The organism is Mycobacterium sp. Root265 (genome assembly GCF_001428895.1).
Taxonomy (GTDB): Bacteria; Actinomycetota; Actinomycetes; order Mycobacteriales; family Mycobacteriaceae; genus Mycobacterium.
Genome location: NZ_LMJA01000010.1, coordinates 50460 through 69281 on the forward strand (window position 1 = coordinate 50460; position 18822 = coordinate 69281).

The 18822-nt window shown below is 68.1% G+C and carries 16 protein-coding genes; 2 read left to right on the forward strand and 14 right to left on the reverse strand.

Features of this window, described 5'->3' with window-relative positions:
- Positions 1 to 5 precede the first annotated feature (5 nt).
- Together purE and ASE48_RS11440 are read right to left on the reverse strand one after the other, a co-directional pair.
- On the reverse strand, positions 6 to 533 hold the full coding sequence (purE, locus tag ASE48_RS11435; RefSeq protein WP_057167205.1) for a 5-(carboxyamino)imidazole ribonucleotide mutase: 528 nt from the start codon (positions 531 to 533) through the stop codon (positions 6 to 8).
- Between the two features lies 1 nt (position 534).
- A complete protein-coding gene (locus tag ASE48_RS11440; RefSeq protein ID WP_057167206.1) occupies positions 535 to 1716 on the reverse strand; it encodes a 5-(carboxyamino)imidazole ribonucleotide synthase in 1182 nt (393 codons plus the stop codon).
- 150 nt (positions 1717 to 1866) lie between these two features.
- Between ASE48_RS11440 and ASE48_RS11445 the strand changes: the two genes are divergently transcribed.
- Positions 1867 to 2577, forward strand: a complete 711-nt coding sequence (locus ASE48_RS11445) for a GtrA family protein (RefSeq protein ID WP_057167207.1) — start codon at positions 1867 to 1869, stop codon at positions 2575 to 2577.
- Here the strand turns inward: ASE48_RS11445 and ASE48_RS11450 are convergent.
- The 10 genes from ASE48_RS11450 to ASE48_RS11495 all read right to left on the reverse strand — a co-directional run bounded on the left by ASE48_RS11450 (position 2532) and on the right by ASE48_RS11495 (position 14842).
- Positions 2532 to 3050 (reverse strand): PH domain-containing protein, encoded by a 519-nt coding sequence (locus ASE48_RS11450; RefSeq protein ID WP_057167208.1) that lies wholly within the window; start codon positions 3048 to 3050, stop codon positions 2532 to 2534. The two genes, ASE48_RS11445 and ASE48_RS11450, sit on opposite strands and share 46 nt — an antisense overlap.
- 10 nt (positions 3051 to 3060) lie before the next feature.
- Entirely contained in the window at positions 3061 to 3864 is an 804-nt protein-coding gene (locus tag ASE48_RS11455; RefSeq protein ID WP_057167209.1) for a biotin--[acetyl-CoA-carboxylase] ligase, read from the reverse strand.
- Positions 3854 to 5119, reverse strand: coding sequence for a lipase family protein (locus ASE48_RS11460; RefSeq protein WP_235571062.1), 1266 nt, complete (start codon positions 5117 to 5119; stop codon positions 3854 to 3856). The genes ASE48_RS11455 and ASE48_RS11460 overlap by 11 nt, the downstream gene beginning before the upstream one ends.
- 58 nt (positions 5120 to 5177) lie before the next feature.
- On the reverse strand, positions 5178 to 6698 hold the full coding sequence (locus ASE48_RS11465) for a sugar transferase (RefSeq protein WP_235571073.1): 1521 nt from the start codon (positions 6696 to 6698) through the stop codon (positions 5178 to 5180).
- Between the two features lie 835 nt (positions 6699 to 7533).
- Positions 7534 to 8787: a lipase family protein gene (locus tag ASE48_RS11470; RefSeq protein WP_057167210.1), complete on the reverse strand. Its 1254-nt coding sequence runs from the start codon at positions 8785 to 8787 to the stop codon at positions 7534 to 7536.
- Entirely contained in the window at positions 8787 to 10073 is a 1287-nt protein-coding gene (locus ASE48_RS11475; RefSeq protein ID WP_057167211.1) for an acyltransferase family protein, read from the reverse strand. Before ASE48_RS11475 ends, ASE48_RS11470 begins: the two co-directional genes overlap by 1 nt.
- Positions 10074 to 10116: 43 nt before the next feature.
- Positions 10117 to 11376 (reverse strand): lipase family protein, encoded by a 1260-nt coding sequence (locus ASE48_RS11480; protein WP_057167212.1) that lies wholly within the window; start codon positions 11374 to 11376, stop codon positions 10117 to 10119.
- A gap of 7 nt (positions 11377 to 11383) precedes the next feature.
- Positions 11384 to 12112 carry a YveK family protein gene (locus ASE48_RS11485; RefSeq protein WP_057167213.1) on the reverse strand — a complete coding sequence of 243 codons (729 nt, stop codon included), beginning with the start codon at positions 12110 to 12112 and terminating at the stop codon, positions 11384 to 11386.
- Positions 12113 to 12126: 14 nt separating this feature from the next.
- Positions 12127 to 13377, reverse strand: a complete 1251-nt coding sequence (locus ASE48_RS11490) for a lipase family protein (protein ID WP_057167214.1) — start codon at positions 13375 to 13377, stop codon at positions 12127 to 12129.
- Positions 13378 to 13381: 4 nt separating this feature from the next.
- On the reverse strand, positions 13382 to 14842 hold the full coding sequence (locus tag ASE48_RS11495; protein ID WP_156409157.1) for a polysaccharide biosynthesis tyrosine autokinase: 1461 nt from the start codon (positions 14840 to 14842) through the stop codon (positions 13382 to 13384).
- Between the two features lie 181 nt (positions 14843 to 15023).
- On the opposite strand from ASE48_RS11495, the gene ASE48_RS11500 reads away from it, so the two are divergent.
- Complete coding sequence (locus tag ASE48_RS11500) at positions 15024 to 16520, forward strand: O-antigen ligase family protein (RefSeq protein ID WP_057167216.1); 1497 nt, start codon at positions 15024 to 15026, stop codon at positions 16518 to 16520.
- On the opposite strand, the gene ASE48_RS11505 is transcribed toward ASE48_RS11500, so the two are convergent.
- Together ASE48_RS11505 and ASE48_RS11510 are read right to left on the reverse strand one after the other, a co-directional pair.
- Positions 16517 to 17644, reverse strand: coding sequence for a glycosyltransferase (locus tag ASE48_RS11505; RefSeq protein WP_057167217.1), 1128 nt, complete (start codon positions 17642 to 17644; stop codon positions 16517 to 16519). The genes ASE48_RS11500 and ASE48_RS11505 overlap by 4 nt on opposite strands.
- Entirely contained in the window at positions 17641 to 18822 is a 1182-nt protein-coding gene (locus ASE48_RS11510) for a lipopolysaccharide biosynthesis protein (RefSeq protein WP_200962130.1), read from the reverse strand. The genes ASE48_RS11505 and ASE48_RS11510 overlap by 4 nt, the downstream gene beginning before the upstream one ends.

Sequence of the window (18822 nt, forward strand, 5' to 3'; positions counted from 1 at the left end):
AGCGGTTAATCCGCGCCACCCAGTAGCCGGTCCCGCAGTGCGGCGTCCTTTGCCAGCACCATCTTCTCCAGGTCGGCCTGGAATGCCTCGATCCGGGCGCGCAGCGCGGGATCGAACGCCCCGAGAATCCGCACCGCGAGCAGGCCGGCATTGCGGGCACCGCCGATGGACACCGTGGCCACCGGCACCCCGGCGGGCATCTGCACGATGGACAGCAGCGAATCCAACCCGTCCAGGCGCGCCAGCGGGACCGGTACCCCGATCACCGGCAGCGGGGTCGCGGCGGCGACCATGCCGGGCAGGTGCGCCGCGCCGCCCGCACCGGCGATGATCACCTGGATGCCGCGGCCCGCCGCGTGCTGGGCGTAGTCGAGCATCCGGGCCGGCGTGCGGTGCGCCGAGACGACACCGATCTCGAACGGGATCTCGAACTCCGCGAGCGCGGTGACGGCGTCCTCCATCACCGACCAGTCGCTGTCGCTGCCCATGATGACCCCGACCCGCGGGCCGGGCACGGTGTGCGCTTCGGTCATGTCAGTGCCCGTCCCATCCATCCGTCCACTGCGCATGCGACAGCCAGTGTGCTGCGCGCTGCGCTCTTTCCCTCAGTGCGCCAACATATTCCGGGTCATCGGCCGATCCGCCGGGTGCACCCACCAGATTCACGTGCCCAATCTTGCGGCCGGGCCGCTCCCCCTTGCCGTACAGGTGCACCTTCGCGTCCGGCATCCGCCCGCACAGGTGGTGCACCCGCTCGTCCATCGACATCCGCGGCGTCTCGGCGGCACCGAGCACATTGCCCATCACGGTCACCGGGGCCAGCGCCGCGGTATCGCCGAGCGGATAGTCCAGCACCGCCCGCAGGTGCTGTTCGAACTGACTGGTGCGGGCGCCGTCCATGCTCCAGTGCCCCGAGTTGTGCGGGCGCATCGCGAGCTCGTTGACCAGGATCTCGCCGGTCTCGGTTTCGAACAGCTCGACTGCCAGCACGCCGACGACCCCGAGTTCGGAGGCCAGCCGCAGGCCCAGCGCCTCCGCGCCGGCCGCGATCTCGCGAGGCAGGCCCGGCGCCGGTGCGATGACCTCCACGCAGATGCCGTCGCGCTGCACGGTCTGCACCACCGGCCAGGCCGCGCCCTGCCCGAACGGGGACCGGGCCACCAGCGCGGAGAGCTCGCGGCGCCATGCCACCCGCTCCTCCAGCATGACCTCGACACCGTCGGCCAGATACCCGGCGACCGCCTCCCTGGCGTGCGCAAGATCGCGGGCCAGCACCACGCCGCGGCCGTCATAGCCGCCACGCACCGTCTTGACCACCACCGGACGGGAGGTCCGCGCGGCAAAGGCATCGACATCGTCGACGGTCCGCACCGCGGAGTAGGCCGGGATGGGTGCGCCCAGGGCCTCCAGCCGGCGGCGCATCACCAGCTTGTCCTGGGCGTGGATCAGGGCCTGCGGCGGCGGCGCCACCGTGACGCCCTCGGCGACGAGCTGTTCCAGATGCTCGGTCGGCACGTGTTCGTGGTCGAAGGTCAGCGCGGCGACCCCCTGCGCGGCGCGCCGCAGTGCGTCCAGGTCGGTGTGGGCACCGATCACCACATCGGGTGTGACCTGAGCCGCAGGATCGTCGGGCCCGGCGGCCAGCACCCGCAGCGTCTGCCCCAGCGCGATGGCGGCCTGGTGGGTCATTCTGGCGAGCTGGCCCCCGCCGATCATCGCGACGGTGGGCGCTCGGGAGTCACTGGGCGTTCGGGGCACGGCACATATGTTGTCATGTCCCGGGTGACCTCCATACGGGACGACCGGTACCGGCAGTGACCTGCACAGGTTCACGTTGGGCAGGGAGTTTCCGTAGACTTGATCCTCGTGTCCTTCGCTGATGCCACGATTGCGCGGCTTCCCCGCCCGATCCGGCCCTTCGCCGAGCGGCACCATGAGCTCATCAAGTTCGCGCTCGTGGGCGCGACGACTTTCGTCATCGACTCCGCGATCTTCTACACGCTCAAGCTGACCGTCCTGGAGCCCAAGCCGGTGACGGCCAAGATCATCGCCGGCATCGTGGCGGTCATCGCGTCCTACATTCTCAACCGGGAATGGAGCTTCAAGGACCGCGGCGGCCGCGAACGCCACCATGAGGCGCTGCTGTTCTTCGGGGTCAGCGGCGTGGGCGTGGTGCTGGCCATGGCCCCGCTGTACTTCTCCAGCTACGTGCTGGGCCTGCGGGTGCCCGAGGTGTCGCTGACGGTGGAGAACATCGCCGACTTCATCTCGGCCTACGTCATCGGCAACCTGCTGCAGATGGCCTTCCGGTTCTGGGCGTTCCGCCGCTGGGTGTTCCCCGACGAGCACGCGCGCAACCCGGAGAAGGCCCTGGAGTCCACCCTCACCGCCGGCGGTATCGCCGAGGCCTTCGAGGACCATGCCGAGCACCACGGTCAGGTCGGTCAGAGCGCCGGGCGCGGCTTCGACGAGAACGGCGCCGGCGACGAGAACACCGTCACCCCGCTACGCCGACGGGTCCGCGACACCGATCAGCTCGGCGATTCCTCGGAGTCGAGGGTGTCGAAGACTTCGTGATAGAGCAGGGAGTGCACCTGCTCGACGCGCGGAATGTCGTAGAACTCCAGCGGATCCTGTGACGCGGACTCGATGATCAGCGTGCCGGTGCGCAGCATCCGGTCCAGTACGCCGTGCTTGAACTCCACGCTGTTGATCCGGGCCAGCGGGATGTCGATGCCGCTACGGGTCAGCAGGCCGTGGCGGAACATCACCCGGCGGTCGGTGATCACGAAATGCGTTGTCCACCACGTCAGGAACGGCCACAGGGTGAGCCATCCGACCAGCACCAACCAGAGCGCGGCGATGACACCGAAGATGATCCGCTTGGCATTGTCGTCCCAATCGGTCTGATTGACCCAGCCGGCACCGAACGCGGCCAGCGCACTGGCCAGCAGCAGCACCAACGCGGGAGCGAGCAGCCGCTTCCAGTGCGGGTGCCGGTGCAGCACCACATGCTCGTCTCTGGCCAGCACGTTCTCCGGATAGCCCACGGTGTGGACTCTACTCAAACACCTCACCGGATAGCGGGCGCAAATGCACAATATCGGCCGCGGCGATGACCTCGGTGCCCGCGCCGGTGTCGATGCAGAGCCGGCCCTGCGCGTCGATGGCCGTGGCGGTGCCGACGATCTCCTTGCCGCCGGGCAGCAGTGCGCGCACCGGTCGGCCCAAGGTGGCGCTGCGTTCCCGATAATCCGTCAGCAGCGCCGCGGCCTCCCCGGCCTGCCAGGCCTGGATGCGGGTGGCCAGCTCGCCCAACAGGATCCGGGCGATCTCGGTGCGTTCGGCGCTCACCCCGAGTGCGCGCACCGAGGTGGCGTGGGGCTGGCCGATCTCCTCGGGCAGTACCGCGACATTCAGGCCGATGCCCAGCACCACGACCGGTTTGGGCGAGGCCACCTCGGCAAGGATGCCTGCGATCTTGGCGCCGTCGATCAGGACGTCGTTGGGCCATTTCACGCCGGCCCGGATGCCGACGGCGGCCAGGGTGTCGGAGACCGCGACACCGGCCAGCAGTGGCAGCAGCCCCCACTGTTGTTCGTCGACGCCTTCGGCGGAGATGGCCACCGACACGATGACCAGTCCGCGCGGCACCGCGGTCCAGGCGCGTCCACCCCGTCCGCGCCCGGCGCTCTGATGCTCGGCGAGCAGCACCGCTCCGGCGATGTCCTCACCGGCGGCGGCCCGCGCGATCAGATCGGCGTTGGTCGATCCCGTCTCCTCGACGATGTCGAGGCGGTGCCACGGCGCGCGCAGATCGGCGCGCAGGGCGTCGACATCGAGGGGTAGCCGGTCAGCAGTCATTTCGCACCGGCTGATCAGCGAAAATCTTTGTCATCCAATCCAGTTGGCTCGCGAGATCGACACCCGCGTGCCCCTTGTCCGGTTCGAACTGCACTGTCACCGTTCCTCCCATGGCGCATGCGCGCTGAATGGCCGCTGCCGTCCACGCCGCGTCGACAAGGGTATCGGCCCCGCCGTACCAGACCGATAGCGGCGCCGACAGTGGGCGCTGCGGAAGTGCCCAGTCCCGCAGCAGCTGTCGCAACTGGTCGGCCGCGGCCACCGACTGCGGTGCGACATCGTGCTGGCGCAGATGTTCTGCGGCACTCTGCCGTTCGTAGATCTGCGGCGCCTGGCACGCGGTGATGACCGACCAGTACTGCGCGCCGGCCCCGGCCCGGAAGTCGTCACGGTTGAGTTCCGGATGAAGCCGCGCGAGCGATTCGACGATGACCGGCATGGCCAGCAGTTGGTCGGCGGTCAGTTCACCGCGCAGCGACTTATCCGCGAAGCCACTCACGTCTGCGGCCGGCGCGGCCGCGACCGTCCCGAGCAGCTTCAGTTCGGGGGCGTACACCGAGGCCTGTTCGTTGGCGGCCCAGGTGGCCGCGCCGCCCTGCGAGTGGCCGAATCCCAGCCACTTGGTGGACACCTCGGGGAAGGTGTGGCGCAGCGCCCGCACGCTGTCGATCATGTTCAGCCCGGCGGTCCTGGCATCCAGGTACGGGTGAATCCCCTTGGCGCCCAGTCCTTGGTAATCGGGCACCGCCACCGCGAAACCGCGGTCGATGAACGGTGTCACGAAGGCCAGCGCGCCGAGCATGGTGTCCGACCGCGACGGGGCGCAGGGATTGTCGATGCCGACGGTGCCGTGGCCGATGGCCACGATGGGCCAGCCGCCCGGCGGCGGGGCGCTTTTGGGGGTGAACACCGAACCGGAGACCACGGTGGGCGCGCCGGTGTCACCGGATGTCGAGCGGTACAGCACCCGCGCCGCGCGCAGATCGCGGGCCTCCACCCGCCGGGTCACCCCGGGCATGGTGGTGGCCGTGACCAACGAGCCGGGTCCGGCGTCGGTGAGGTCGGCGGTGTCGATGGCGACGGGCGCTCCGCCCGAGGACGGGAAGCTGTTCAGGAATTCCAGACCCAGCGGCACGGCGAACGGCAATAGTGCACGGCCGAGCAGGATCTGGGCGAGGACGACGACGAAGATGGTGACGGCGACGGCGGTGCGTTTGAGCCAACGCGGCCTGTCGTTGCTCCGGGAAAGCCGCACGTCCCTACGCTACCGGACGTCCGTCACGGGACTGCGAAGCGAAAGCGACCCGGGTGGGTCAGTAGGCGCCGGTGCCGCCCAGCACGGTGCGCACGGTCTTGAGGGCGATCAGCAGATCACCGCTGATGGACCAGTTCTCGACGTAGGACAGATCCAGGCGCACCGAGTCGTCCCAGGACAGATCGGCGCGACCGCTGACCTGCCACAGGCCGGTGATACCCGGCAGCACCAGCAGACGGCGACGGACCTGGTCGGTGTAGGCATCGGCTTCGCACGGCAGCGGCGGGCGCGGGCCCACCACGCTCATGTCCTTGCGCAGCACGTTGATGAACTGGGGCAGTTCGTCGATGCTGTAGCGGCGCAGGATCCGGCCCACCGCGGTCACCCGGGGGTCGCGGCGGATCTTGAACAGCACGCCGCCGTCCATCTCGTTCATGTCGGCCAGGCCGGCGACCAACTTGTCGGCGTTCTCCACCATGGTCCGCAGCTTGATCATCTGGAACGGCTTGCCGTCCAGGCCGATGCGCTCGGACATGTAGAAGATCGAGCCACGGCTGGTGAGCTTGATCGCGATGGCGCTGACCAGCAGCAGCGGGAATGCGGCGGTGAGCACGGCGAGCGAGACGAAGATGTCGAAGGCGCGCTTCTGCACCTTCGTCGTGCCGCTGTACTGCGGCTTCTCGACGTGGATGAGGTTCAGACCGGCGACCGGGCGCATGGTCAGGCGCGGACCGGCCACATCGACCATGCCCGGTGAGACCACGAGGTCGACGCCGAGGCGATCGAGATCCCAGGACAGCTCGCGCACGCCCTCGGGGCCGAGGTGCTCGGTGGTGGTCAGTGCGACCGTGTCGGCGTTGGCCTTGGCGATCGCCTCTTCCACCTGATGCTCGTCGCCCAGGATCGGCAGTGGGCCGACGCCGGGCACGTCGAGCGTGCCGCCACCGACGCGGCCGGTGAGGCAGACACCCACGACCGAGTAGCCGTAACCCCAGGCGCGGTCGAGGGACTGGACCAGGCTGCGCACCGCGGCCGCGTTACCGACCGCCACCACAGCGTTGACGCACTGTCCGCGCTTGCGGTACCAGCCGAGGACCCGGCGGCAGGCGGCACGGCCCAGCACCAGGAACACCAGACCGAGCGGGAAGGCCAGCGCCAGGTAGCCGCGCGCGTACTCCGGCCGGAAGATCATCAATGTGACGGCGACGACGCCGATGGTCGCCAGCGTGGCCGAGAGCACCCGTCGGTACTCCTCGATGCCGGCACCGACGATGCGCGGGGACCGGCTGCGGTAGGCCGTCAGCAAACCCAGCCAGATCAAGCCGAAGATCACCGACAGCAGGCCGAAGTACTTGGTGAGCGGATCGAAATCGGTAACTGGGCGCCCCAGGCGCACCATCTGGGCGCACGCCATGGCAGCGCCCACGACAACGACATCGGTGACCAACAGCGCCAACCCGTAGCGCCGCTGCCACTGCAGTCCGTCGTGGTCGCGGGCGGGCGCCGCGCTCACCAGAGCGATCGGCGCTTCCGTCTCTCTCACCAACGTCACGTGCGCGTCCACCTTCGTTTGCTGCACCGGTCCAAGCATGCTGACTAAGACTATCGCTTTGTTTCCTGCTTCTTGCAACATTTCGGCCCAAATATCCACCCTTCGGCTGACGCCGGCGCAAATTCGCCGGTGGATATGATCTTGATTTGCCGGATCTGGCCGCGCGGGTGAGTCGGTAAAAACTGACGCCCGCGACGATTTGACCTGGTAATTAAGCCTAAGCCGAGTCTGTTAATCCCATGTACTCATGGGTTATCGCCGGGGTTGCCGATGCGTTACACCTGAATCAAGATCTTCCGGCGCCCGGCGAGTCGGCCGAAGAGCCATTGCTGAAACTGCGCTTGCGTGCAAGGTTCCGACGTTTTATGGCTTAGCCGCGGCACACACCACCGGCAACCTGCCCAGACCTCCCGGCGATCGGCGACGGCCCGATGGGCATTCCGGTATGACGTTGCGAGAAGTCGCTGGCCGCCGGCACGGGAGTGCTTGCAATCGCGAACATGTCCTACCCGCCGTGACCAGCGGCCAAACGCCGGACCAGCCACGCAGACGGACCGGACCGTGCGAATGGCGTCGCGCACCATTGGCGCAGCGGCCCACCCACCTATTCACTTCGGCATCATCCGCCCCAATATGAATGGCACATTCGTGCCATTCCTCATTCGCCATTCCTCGAATAGCGAATCGCAGCGCTGCGAGGACACCGAATTGACAGTGCCTGACACATCGGTTTGCCGGGTAACAGGCACATCACGGCGACTTCGCTGCCGGGGTCCGGGGCAATGCCCCTGCCGGGCCGTAGGAGGGCGCCAGGAGGGAGTTCGCGCCGGTGCGGCGGCACGACCGGGTACCCGTAGCAGGACTAACCGCAGGCGGTGGCGGCGGCTTCACCTACGGGGCGCTCGATCGGCAGCCCCTCGAGCCGTTCGGCCAGCCAGCCCAGCTGGTCGGCGACCTCAAGGTCGCCGTGGCCCTTGTCGGGCTGGAAATCCCACGTCACCGTGCCGCCCAGCTCGCAGGCGCGGGCCAGCGCGTCCGTCGTCCAGCGCGGGTCGATGTACTCGTCCTCACCGCCGTAGACGACCGACATGGGTGCGGCCAGCGGCTGCTGCGGCAATGCCCACTGTCGAAGATAGGCCCGCAACTGATCGGCGGCTTCCGGCGTCCGCGGCTTCACGTCATCGGATCCGAGTCGGTCGATCACGGCTTCCCGGGTGTGCACCGCATCGCCGGAACAGGCGATCAGGATGTCCCAGTTCTCGGCGGCGACACCGTGCCGGAAATCGTCCCGGTTGAGCTCGGGGTGCAGCCGGGCCAGCGATTCGACGACGAGGACCAGCGCCGCCACCTGCTCCTTGGTCAAGGTGCCGTCCACGGACTTGTCGACCAGCCCCGCGATATCGGCGACCGGCGCCAGCGCGAGCACCCCGCGCGGAGGCATCTCCGGGGAGTACGTCCCGGCCTGCTCCCCTACCGCCCAGGCCGCGCCACCGCCCTGCGAGCCCCCGAGTGCGGCCCACCTGTCCGAGACATCGGGGAAGGTGTGCCGTAACGCCCGCACCGAGTCGATCATGTTCAGCCCGGCGGTCTTGGAATCCAGATAGGGATGGATTCCCGGTGATCCGAGTCCCTGGAAGTCGGCGAGGGCCACCGCGAAACCGAGCTCGGTCAACTTGACCACCCAATCGGTCAGCCCCAGCAGCGTCGCCGACATCGACGGGCCGCACGGCTCGTCGATGCCCAGGGTGCCGTGACCGAAGGCGACCACCGGCCATCCGCCGGCCGGGGCGCCCCCGCTGGGCGTGAACACCGCAGCGGACACCACCGTCGGCTCTCCGCTGTCGCCGTTGGTCGAGCGGTACACGACCCGGGCCGAGTTCAGGTCGGAGCCTTGCGGGCTGCGGCTGAATTCGGGCATCGTCATCGCACTGACCAGAGAGCCGGGGCCGCTGCCCGTCAGGTCGGCGCCCTCGATGGGTGTGGGCAGCACCGTCGCGGGCGGCTTAGTCGACAGACCCACCGTCTGGCGGGCGGCCGGGGACACCGCCAGCACCACCGCGGCAACCAGGATCAGGACGGACAGCACAATGCCGGCCGGCAGCAGGTATCGGCGCATCAACTCTTCCGGAACCGCTTGACGAGGCCCAGACCCGGGCGCTCCACGGCGTAGTAGGTGATGGTCGACAGCAGGATCGTCACGACGGCCACCACCGCAACATTACGGAACATGCCGCTCCAGGAGTCGCCGGCGGCCAAGTCGTAGCGGCCCAGCAGCAACAGCACCGGGTAATGCCACAGGTACACCGACAGCGAGATCATCCCGACGAAATAGAACGGTTTGAGGTCGAGGAACCGCGCGATCGGGGAATCCTTGCCGCGGGCCAACGGCAGGACGACGATCGCGATGAACACCGCGGAGACGAAACCGATTCCGGCAGTGGCGAATACGGTGCCCTTCACGGCGAGCACGAGTGCCACGGCGAAGGACACCAGCAGCAGCGGGAAACACAGGAAATGGATCCGCCTGGCCGCCGGGACGGAAATCACGCCCTGTTCGATCGCGACGAACAGGATCGCGGCGAACATCCCGTAGGCGAACAGGTCCGCGTTGGTGATGAAGCTGCGCATGAACACCGCAGCCCAGGTGGGTCCCCAGTTCTGCATCATGACGGTGTCCGCGCCGGACGCGGTGAACACCAGCGGGGCGAACAGTCGGCCGATGACCCCGACCGCCAGCAGGATGGCCGGTGCCAGGCAGGCCAGCACCAGCGGCTTGACGTCGGTGCGCTTACGCAACGCGAAGAGCAGGAAGCCCAACAGCGGCAGCACCGCGTAGAACGCGATTTCCAGGGTCAGCGACCAGGACGGGCTGATACCGGTCTGCACGTAGTCGGGAATGTAGGTCTGCGTCAGCGTCAGATTCGCCAGCAGTTCCCAGGGATCGGTGATCATCCCGGTACCGGCGTCGGTCCCGTGCGGCTGGATCGCCGAATTCTGCACATACGCCACCTGCAGCACGAAATTGCAGATCAGGAAGATCGTCAGATATCCGGGGAAGACCCGGAAGAACCGGTGCAGGGCGTACTGCTTGGTATCCGGCATGGCCGCCTTCGACCGGTCCTTGGTGAGGCGCCGGATATAGGGCAGGAACAGCAGGAAACCGCTGAGCACGAAGAACAGGATGAGCGCCAGGCCGAGCACACCGAGGAAGGCCTTGTCGTGGGTGACCGGCGAATAGCTCAGCGCCACATGGCCCATCACCACCGCCAGACAGCCCAACCCGCGGATGCCGTCGAGGCCGATGATCCTGGTGTGCGTCGGCGAACTGGCGAGCACCTGGGATTCGATGCCCGGCACACCGGAGGCCCCCGCGCCCCCGTGCGCCGCGTTGGTTTCTGTCATGAGCGTTCTCCGGTCGCGGTGGTCAGCGGCGTCGTCTCGACGACTAGGTGGTCTTGAGGATCGACGGCCCGCCCTCGACCCCACACGTACTGTCCGCCGGTGCGTCGTCGAACCGCTTCATGATCCAGTCCAGCGACACGATGGGGTCGAAATCACCGTGTCCCCGGCCGCCAGCGATGAAGGATGCCACGGTGTCGCCCATCTCGCAGGCTCTTCGCACCGCTTCGGTGGTCCACGCCACCGGGACCACGTCATCGGCGTCCCCGTGCACCACGAACATCGGCGCGCTGGCCGGGGCGCGGGGCAGACCGCTCATCTGATTGAGGTACCCGCGCAACGTGTCGAGGGCCTCGGGGGTCGCGGGGCGCAGATCCTCCGGCGGAATCTGCTCGGCCACCGCGAGCCGGTCCTCGGTGGCGTCGGTGGAACACCCGGCGAGCAGATCCCACTTCTCTTCGACCAGGCCGCGCCGGTAATCGTCCAGCTTGAAACCGGGATGCGCATTCTGCAACGACGACAGGATGAGCACCATGGCGATCCGCTGCTGCGGGGACAGGATGCCCTCGGCGGCCATATCCGCAAGACCGGTGATGTCGGCCGCGGGCGACACGCTCACCGAGCCGATCAGCCGGGTGTCCTGCGCGCCGTAACCGGCGATCAATTCGTTGGCGGCCCAGGACGCCTGGCCGCCCTGGGACACCCCGAAGGCGACCCATCGCTCCGAGGAGTCCGGCACCAGCTTGCGGGCCGCACTGGCCGCGTCGACCATGTTGTAGCCGGCCGTGGTGGCATCCAGATAGGGGTGGTAGCTGTCGATGGTGCCCAGCCCCTGGTAGTCCGGCACCACCATGACGTAGCCGAGGGTGACCAGCGCGCGGACCGCCTCGGCCGCGCCCAGCAGGGTCGGTGACAGCGACGGCGCGCAGTCCGACAGCACGCCGGTGGTGCCGTGCCCGAACACGATGACGGGCCAGCCCCCCTCGGGCGGGGGGCCCGCCGGGGCGAACACGCTGCCCGACACGACCTGAGAGCTGCCGTCGACCCCGGAGGTCGAGTTGTAGGTGATGCGGGCGGCGACGGAGGTGACCCGCAGCAGCCGGCGGTCGATGGTGGGCAACCGGGTGGCGCTGACGAGCGCGCCCGGACCGGTGGCCGAATAGTCGGCGGGCAACTGGATTTCCGAGACCACCGCGGCCGACGGGCCGGGGTCGGGCTCCGAGCAGCCCGCGACCACCAGCGCGAGCGCCAGCAGCGAACTCGCCAGCGCCTTGCGGGTCGTCCTCGTCGAGATTGTGTGTGCCATCGAGCTCCTAAGACCTGGGGGGCTCGCCGCTGGACGACGTGTACGAGTTGGCGACCTGGCGGAGTTGGCCGCCGGTCAGCACCTCATCACGGGCCAGTCCCAACGCCAGCACCAGCACCAGGCTGAGGGCGAAGCCGACGCCGGTGGCCACCAGCAGCGTGTTCGTCATATCGGGTTGGACCTCGTGGGCGACGGTCGCCGGATCGACGGCCACGAGTTCGGCCACCGGCCCGGTGTACTGGATCGGGTCGGTGGGTTTGGCCTCGACGTATTCCAGCTCGCCCGACATCTTCATCAGCACGGAGGCGAGCGTGTTGATGGTGTCGATGGTGGTCTGCGGATCGGTGCCCGTCACCCCCACCCGCAGCAGTGCCGACGATGGCCTGCCGAACCGCGACAAGCCGTAGGGCTCCCAGGTTGCGGTGACCTTGGCCGCGAGTTCGCTTGGCGTCAGCGGCAATCCGAGTTGTTCGATGGTCCGTTCGCTGATCACCGAGGACTGCGCCAGCGACACGTAGGTGGACATCCGGCTGTTGGCCCCGATGCCGCCGGCGTAGGCCGAATAGGTGCCGGGGTCACCGGCGACCTGCGCGAACAGCAGCACCGACGCCGTGTAACTGCGTTCGGCGGTGAGCTTCTGGATGCCGAACGCCGCGGCGGGCGCCAGCAGCGTGGCCACCAGGATGATGACCCAGCCCCGGGCAGCGATCCTCAGGTAGTCCCGTGCCCGTGGCACGTCGACCGGCGCCCTCAATTTCTGCTCAGGCAATCGTTGGGCGGCGGGTCGGCGCCGTCGAGGCGGTCCATCAGCCAGGGCAGGGTGAACCCGCTGTCCAGGTCGGCGTGGCCCTTGCCCGGGCCCTTGCGGATCTCGATGTAGCTGCCCATCGCGCAGGCCCGGTCCAGTGCCTTCTCGAACCACGTCTCGTCGACCAGCATGTCCTGGGTGCCGTAGCCGACGACCATCGGTGTGGTGTTGGGGGCTTGTGGCACAGCGATTTCCGCGAGCCGCTCACGCAACCAGACGACGTCCTCGTAGGTCGCAGGCCGCAGGTCCTCGTTGGTCATCAGCCCGCGCACCCTGGCGATGTCGTCGAAGTTGGGCGGGATGCAGTCCAGGAGTTGATCCCAGTTCTCGGCGGTGGTGCCGCGCCGGTAGTTGTCCAGATTCATCTCCGGGTTGAACCACTTCAGCGACTGCAGCGCGAACACGAGCGTCACCCGCTGATCGGCGGTCAGCGTGCCGTTCCAGGCGGCGTCGGCCAACCCGGACATGTCGGCGGCCGGCGCCATCGCGACGGTGCCGAGCAGATTGAGTCCCTGACCGTAGGTGGTGGCCTGTTCGGCGGCCGCCCAGACCGCCAGGCCGCCGGCGGAGTGACCGTAGGACAGCCAGCGGTCGCTGGTCTCGGCGCCGACCCGACGGGCGGCACGGACCGAGTCGATCACGTTGTAGCCGTAGGTCTTGGCGTTGAGGAACGGGTGCTGGTAGCCCTCGACCCCGGCACCCTGGAAGTCCGAGACGGTGACCAGGAAGCCGGACCGGACGAAGACCGACATCGTCCACGCGTTCAACGGCAGGCTGCCGTAGAGGCTGCTCGCGCATTTGTTCAGCACACCCTTGGTGCCCTGGCCGAAGGCCAGGATGGGCCAGCCGCCCTTGGGCGGGTCGCCCGGCGGGATCGCCACCGCACCCGAGACCTCGGTGGGCTGCCCGTCCACCCCGGAGGTGGATCGGTAGACCACGCGCATGTAGGTGGCGTCGTCCTGGTTGAGCAGTTCACTGCCGCTCATCGGTTCGACGGACACCAGCGAGCCCGGCCCGTCGTCGTTCATATCCGGCGGTGGCAGCCGCGGTTTGCCGTCGAAGGGCGGGGTGAAGGTCTTGATCGCGACAGTGTCCGAGCCCGGAGGGGGCGCGGGGGCCTCCGCCGGTGCGCACGAGGTCACCAGCACGACGGTCACGAACAGGACCGCCGCACCACGAATCAGACTCGGCACGCCGTCATCCCGAGGTGTGCGATGAGGTCTGCGACCTCGCGGTGCGGCTGTCGGTTTCTTCCTCGGCAGCGGCCGCGGAGTTGCCGGAGGCGTGGGCACCGCCCTGGTGCTTGCGGTCCGAAGAGAGCTCACGACGGTGTCCCGGCTCGCAGGTGGCGACCACGCCGAGCACCGGTGCGTGCGCGGTCTGGAGCACCTTGAGCGCCTTGCGCAGCGCCGTGGTCTTGGTGTGGCCGAGCCGGCCGAGCACCAGTGCGCCGTCGCCGAGTGCGGCGGGCACGGCGCCGTCGGCGTACTTGGTGAGCGGCGGGGTGTCGATGATGACGTAGTCGAAGTGTCCGCGCAGCAGTTCCAGCACCCGCTGCACCCGCTGGTCGCCCCACAGCTCGCGACGCACCGAGGGCACCGGACCGGACGGCAGCAGCGCGAAACCGGACTGCGGCACCTCGATCAGTGACTCGGACAGGTCGTGCTGGCCGGCGAGCAGCGTGGTGAAGCCCTTCGTTCCGGCCTGCGTGACGGCCGCGGAGTCGAGCTGAAGCAGCTGCGGCAGTTCCGGATTCACCAGGTCACCGTCGACCAGGACCACCGAGTGGCCCGACTCGGCGAACGCGACGGCCAGGTCGATGGCGGTCGAGGACCGGCCGTCCTGGGGGGACGGGCTGGTCACGGCGATCACCCGGGGGTGCTGGCCGGTGGCATTGCGGGCGAACTGCACGTTGGTGCGCAGTTCGCGCAGGCGCTCGACGGCCAGGCCACCGGAGTCGATGTCGATGATGCCGTCGCGGCTCTGCTTGTCGGCCACCAGCGTGCCCAGCAGCGGGATACCGGTGACGTCCTCGATGCGCTCACGACGGCGCAGCTTGGAGTCGGACAGACCCAGCGCGATCGCCAACAGCACGCCGAGCACCAGACCGCCCACCGCACCGGCGGCCAGGCGGGTGGTCAGACCCATGGCGGCCACCTTGGTGCCATAGCTGGCGTCGTCGACGAGCACCGCGGCTGCCGCGGCCTCACCGCCACGGCGCGAGGTCTCCAGTTCGGCGGTCACATTCACCAGTTGGTCGGCGACGGCATTGGCGTAGCGCTGAGCGGCGGCCGGGTCGGGATCGGTGGCGGTGACGTCCAGCAACACGGTCTGCGGCAGCGGAACCGCGGTGATCTTGGCGCGCAGCTCATCGACGGTCAGCGGCGCCTTGAGCTGGTCGATGGCCCGGGCAGCGACCTGGTCGCTGGTGGCCAGACCGGCGTAGGAGAAGACGCGCTCCTGGGAGAACAGGTTGTTCTGGTAGGCGTCGCCCACCGAGGTGCCGCTCTGGGTGGTGACGAACAGCCGTGTCGTCGATGAGTACTGCGGGGTCGAGAAGAGGGTGCTGGCATAACCCACCGCGACGCCGATCAGCGTCGCCAAGAGCACCACCCACCACAACCGGCGAAAAATTCGCAGGTAATCACCGATGGCCAAGGGAGCACTCCATTCGCTCTTGGATCGCCACAACAATGCAACGATAGCGTCAACAACAGTAGCTGCACACTTTGCCGAGCGCCCCTGTAGCGCGGCCAGCTAAGTCGATGCAAGGATAGTTAAATGCAACGACGGTGCGGTAAAGCCGTGAGGATCATTCCGCAATGAAGACGAGTCCGCAATGAAACTCGGCGCGTCTACACGGCCCAACCTGCTGGTCGGAGCCGCGATCATCATATTGGTGCCCGTGATCGCCGGCACGGTGGCGCTCGGCGGCAAGGTCGGGGTGATGGCCGTCGGCGGGCTGATCGCACTGGCGGTCGGCGTCTATATCGGTCTTCGCCACCCGCTGTGGCTGTACTGGGGTATGGCGATCGCCGTCGGCATGCTGCCCTTCGGCTACTTCCCCGGCGTGCACCTTCCGCTGTATCTCCCGTTCGCCGGCGGCGCGCTGGTGGCGGCTCTGGTCCATCCCAACGCCGCCAAACGCTTCCCCGTCCTGGGCAGCACACTGGCCAAGAGCGTGCTGGTGCTGGTGGTCATTTCCGGGGTGTCGATGGTGCTCACATTCAGCTCCATCGTGAACATCCTCGATTACACCAAGTGGGCCATCGCCACGGGCGCTTTCTTCGCGCTGCTCGCGCTGCCGCGGGAGCATCTGGCCAAGTTCGGCCGCATCTTCGTCTATGCGGCCAGCTTCAATGCGCTGATCGGTATCGGGTCAATTGTGCTCGGCTCCAATCAGATACTGCTGCAGCCATTCCGGATCTTCGGCTATGCGGTGGCCAATACCGAACGTTTCTTCTTCACCGGTGGCACCTCGAATCTGCCACGCACCGACCGATTCCAGGTTGCCGCCGACAGCCAGGCGTTCAGCCGGCTCGGCGGGCTGTGGCTGGACCCCAACGCCGCCGGTATCGGTCTGGTCATCTCGTTCGTGATCGCCATGATCGTCTTCGCCGGTTGGCGGCGCGTGGTGATCGCCGCGATCCTCGGTTCGGCCATCGCGCTGACGCTGAGCCGCTCGGCCATCGTCAGCGTATTGGTCGGTGTCGTACTGGTTTTCGTGTTCCACCCGATGCGTTCACGCGATCGCCAGATCCTGGTCGGCACGCTGACGCTGGCCTTCATCGGCGCCTTCATGGTGCCCTCGGTGCGTACCCGCCTGATGGGCACGCTCAGCTCCAATGACGCCGGCGCCACCGACCGGGTGGACTCGATCCGGGAGTTCCCCGGACGCATGGACGGGCACTGGCTGTTCGGTTGGGGTTGGTCGCAGCGCGAGTTCAAGGATGGTGCGTACGCCTTCATCGAGAACTTCGTGTCCAATGCCCCGTTGATCGCGATTCACCGCGGCGGCATCTTCGTCGGTGCGGCGTTTCTGGCGGTCGTCGTGATCGGGTGCGTAATTGGTTACCGGTTGTTGCGATCGAATTCGCTACCGGGCGCACTTTATGGCGGCGTATTCATCGGATTCTCGATCGTTGCTCTGAATCTCGATCACCCCGTGGTGGTCATCCCGCAGATCGTGTTTCTGTACACCATTTTCCTGACATTTCTGGCCTACGCCGATCAACTCCGGCGCGAGGACAAAGAGCGCGCCGCGCTGGAGACGCGCATCGCCGAGGCCACCAGGTCCGTGCCGACGGCGGCACCGGTCAGCGCCGGACGCCACTAACCGGTCAGCAGCGCCTCGACCGCACGGTGGGGCCGTCGCTCCTGCCAATACCGGCTGTTCAGCGCGTACAGCCGGTCCCCAGCCGCGGTGGCGGCCTGCACATCCAGCAGCAGCCGGCGGCACTCGGCGACGAAGTCGGCGTCCTCGTCGTGGACGCCGAGTTCCAACAGATCGCCCAGCGAGCCGACGGCGGGGGTGGTGCCCACCACGGGCAGCCCCATCCGGGCCGCGTCGAGGATCTTCACCCGCACCCCGCCACCGGTGCTGATCGGCGCGATCATGGCCCGGCAGGTCCCCAGGAAACCGACCAGGTCGTCGACGAAACCGAGGTCGCGCACACCGTCGGGATACTGCGGTGCCTTGGCTTTCGAGTGTCGGGCGCCGATGACGCAGAGTTCGGCGCCGGCGATGCCCGCCGAGATCTGCGGCCACAGCCGCAGCGCGGTCAGGAACGCCTCCTGATTCGGCGCCCAGTCCCTGGTCCCCATCAGGACCAGCCGGCGCGGGGTGGCCGCCACCTCGACCTGGGCGGCCGGCGGCAGCGTCAGATCCAGCCAGCGCGCGGACGGAACACCGTTGGCGCGGTAGAACTCCGCCTCCTCGGCGTCGTAGGTGCCCACCGCGTCGGCAGCGCGGGCCACCCGCAGTTCGTCGCGCACCAACCTGCCCACCTGCAGGCGCCCCAACACTCCCCGGGTGGCCCGCCAGACCAGGGATTCGCTGACATGGGTGTTGACCACGAACCGCGCGTTGCCGCGCCGTTCGCTGCGCAGGAACGATTCGGCCATGTAGCTGTGCTCGGCGACGAACACGTCGGCCGGTGACGCGGAGATCGCGGCGACCAGTTCGTCGTTGTCGAACCGGGCGTGCGCGAGGCTGCGCCCGCTGCGCGCGGTGTCCTTCAGCAACCGCAGCGGCTGCACACCGGACTTGGCCACCCGCTGCACGACGGCGCCGCCCTCGACCAGATCGGCGGTGGTGCGGCCCGGCGGCTGATGCGACAGACAGATGACCGACACCTCGTGGGAATCCGAGGCCAGCCGCATCACCAGCCGGGACAGCTCCACATCCCCGCCGTGCTCGACGACCGGATCCTTCGACAGCAGGAACGTCGCCCTGGTCATTCCGGCGCCTTTCTGGCAGGGGGTTTGCGGTAGAGGACATAGGCGTAGATGCCCAGCAGCAGCGCGTCGGCGATCACCGTCGCGATGGCGGCCCCCACGGCGCCCGCCACCGCGAGCAGTGCGACCAGCCCCAGCTTGACCGGCAGCAGGCTGATGTTGGCCACCAGCCGGGTCGTGTCGCGACGTTGCAGGTAGAGCACCGCCTGGAACACCGAGGTGACGGTCCGCATGCCGCAGAACAAGCTCATGATGATCATCGCGACCGCGAGTTGCTGTGGCGCGGGGGTGAACAGCATGACCACACCGACGATCAGGACCAGCAGCCAGGCGACGCCGCCCAGGATCAGGGTGCTCTTCAGCGGCGGCCCGGCGGCCAGCTGCCCGTCACCCTCGCGCAGGGAGCGGTTGTAGGACATGCCGAAGGACTGCCCGACGGCGACGATCGCGATGGTCACGGTGACCGTCAGCGCGTAGTACCCGACGATGGTGTCGTTGGTCAGCCAGCCCAGCAGCAGCACATCGCCCTGCAGGTAGGCGGCCAGGCCCAGCATCTCGCCGACCAGGATGGCGATCAGTTTGGGCGGACCGGGCATACCGGGGCGGGGCCCCAGCACCGAGAAGCCGACGACGACGGCGATCACCACATAGGGCGCCACCAGGAACAGGCTGGCGACCTGCAGGGTGGGGTCGTCGACGAGGAAAACGTATGCGGCAGCACACATCACGCTGACGACCTGGCGGATGGTGTCGAGTTGCGCGACCCGTTGCGGCTGCCCGTCGCGTGCCCAGTGGCTCTGGTAGGCCTTCATGATGATCTCGCCGCCGGCCACGAACAGCCCGAACCAGGCGATGTAGCTGACCTCGACCAGAGCCGCCCCGGCCACCATCAGGGTCAGGCCGAGCAGATACCGGGTGGCCCGTTCGGCGAGGAACCGCTCCTCGGATTCCCGTACCGCGCGCACCGCGAACGGGTTGTCCAGCGGTGGGCCGATCAGTGAGAAGGCGGCATACGCCATGCCGTACTGGCCGTAGTCGGCGATCCCGAGCTGGGCGATGATGATCACCGTCCACAGCAGGCCGACGCCGCGGCCGCCGTAGAGCCAGAACACCGCCCACAGCGTGCGCACCAGATGATGCGAGGTGGGCGCGGGCGCCACCGGCTCGATCGGTTCGGTCAC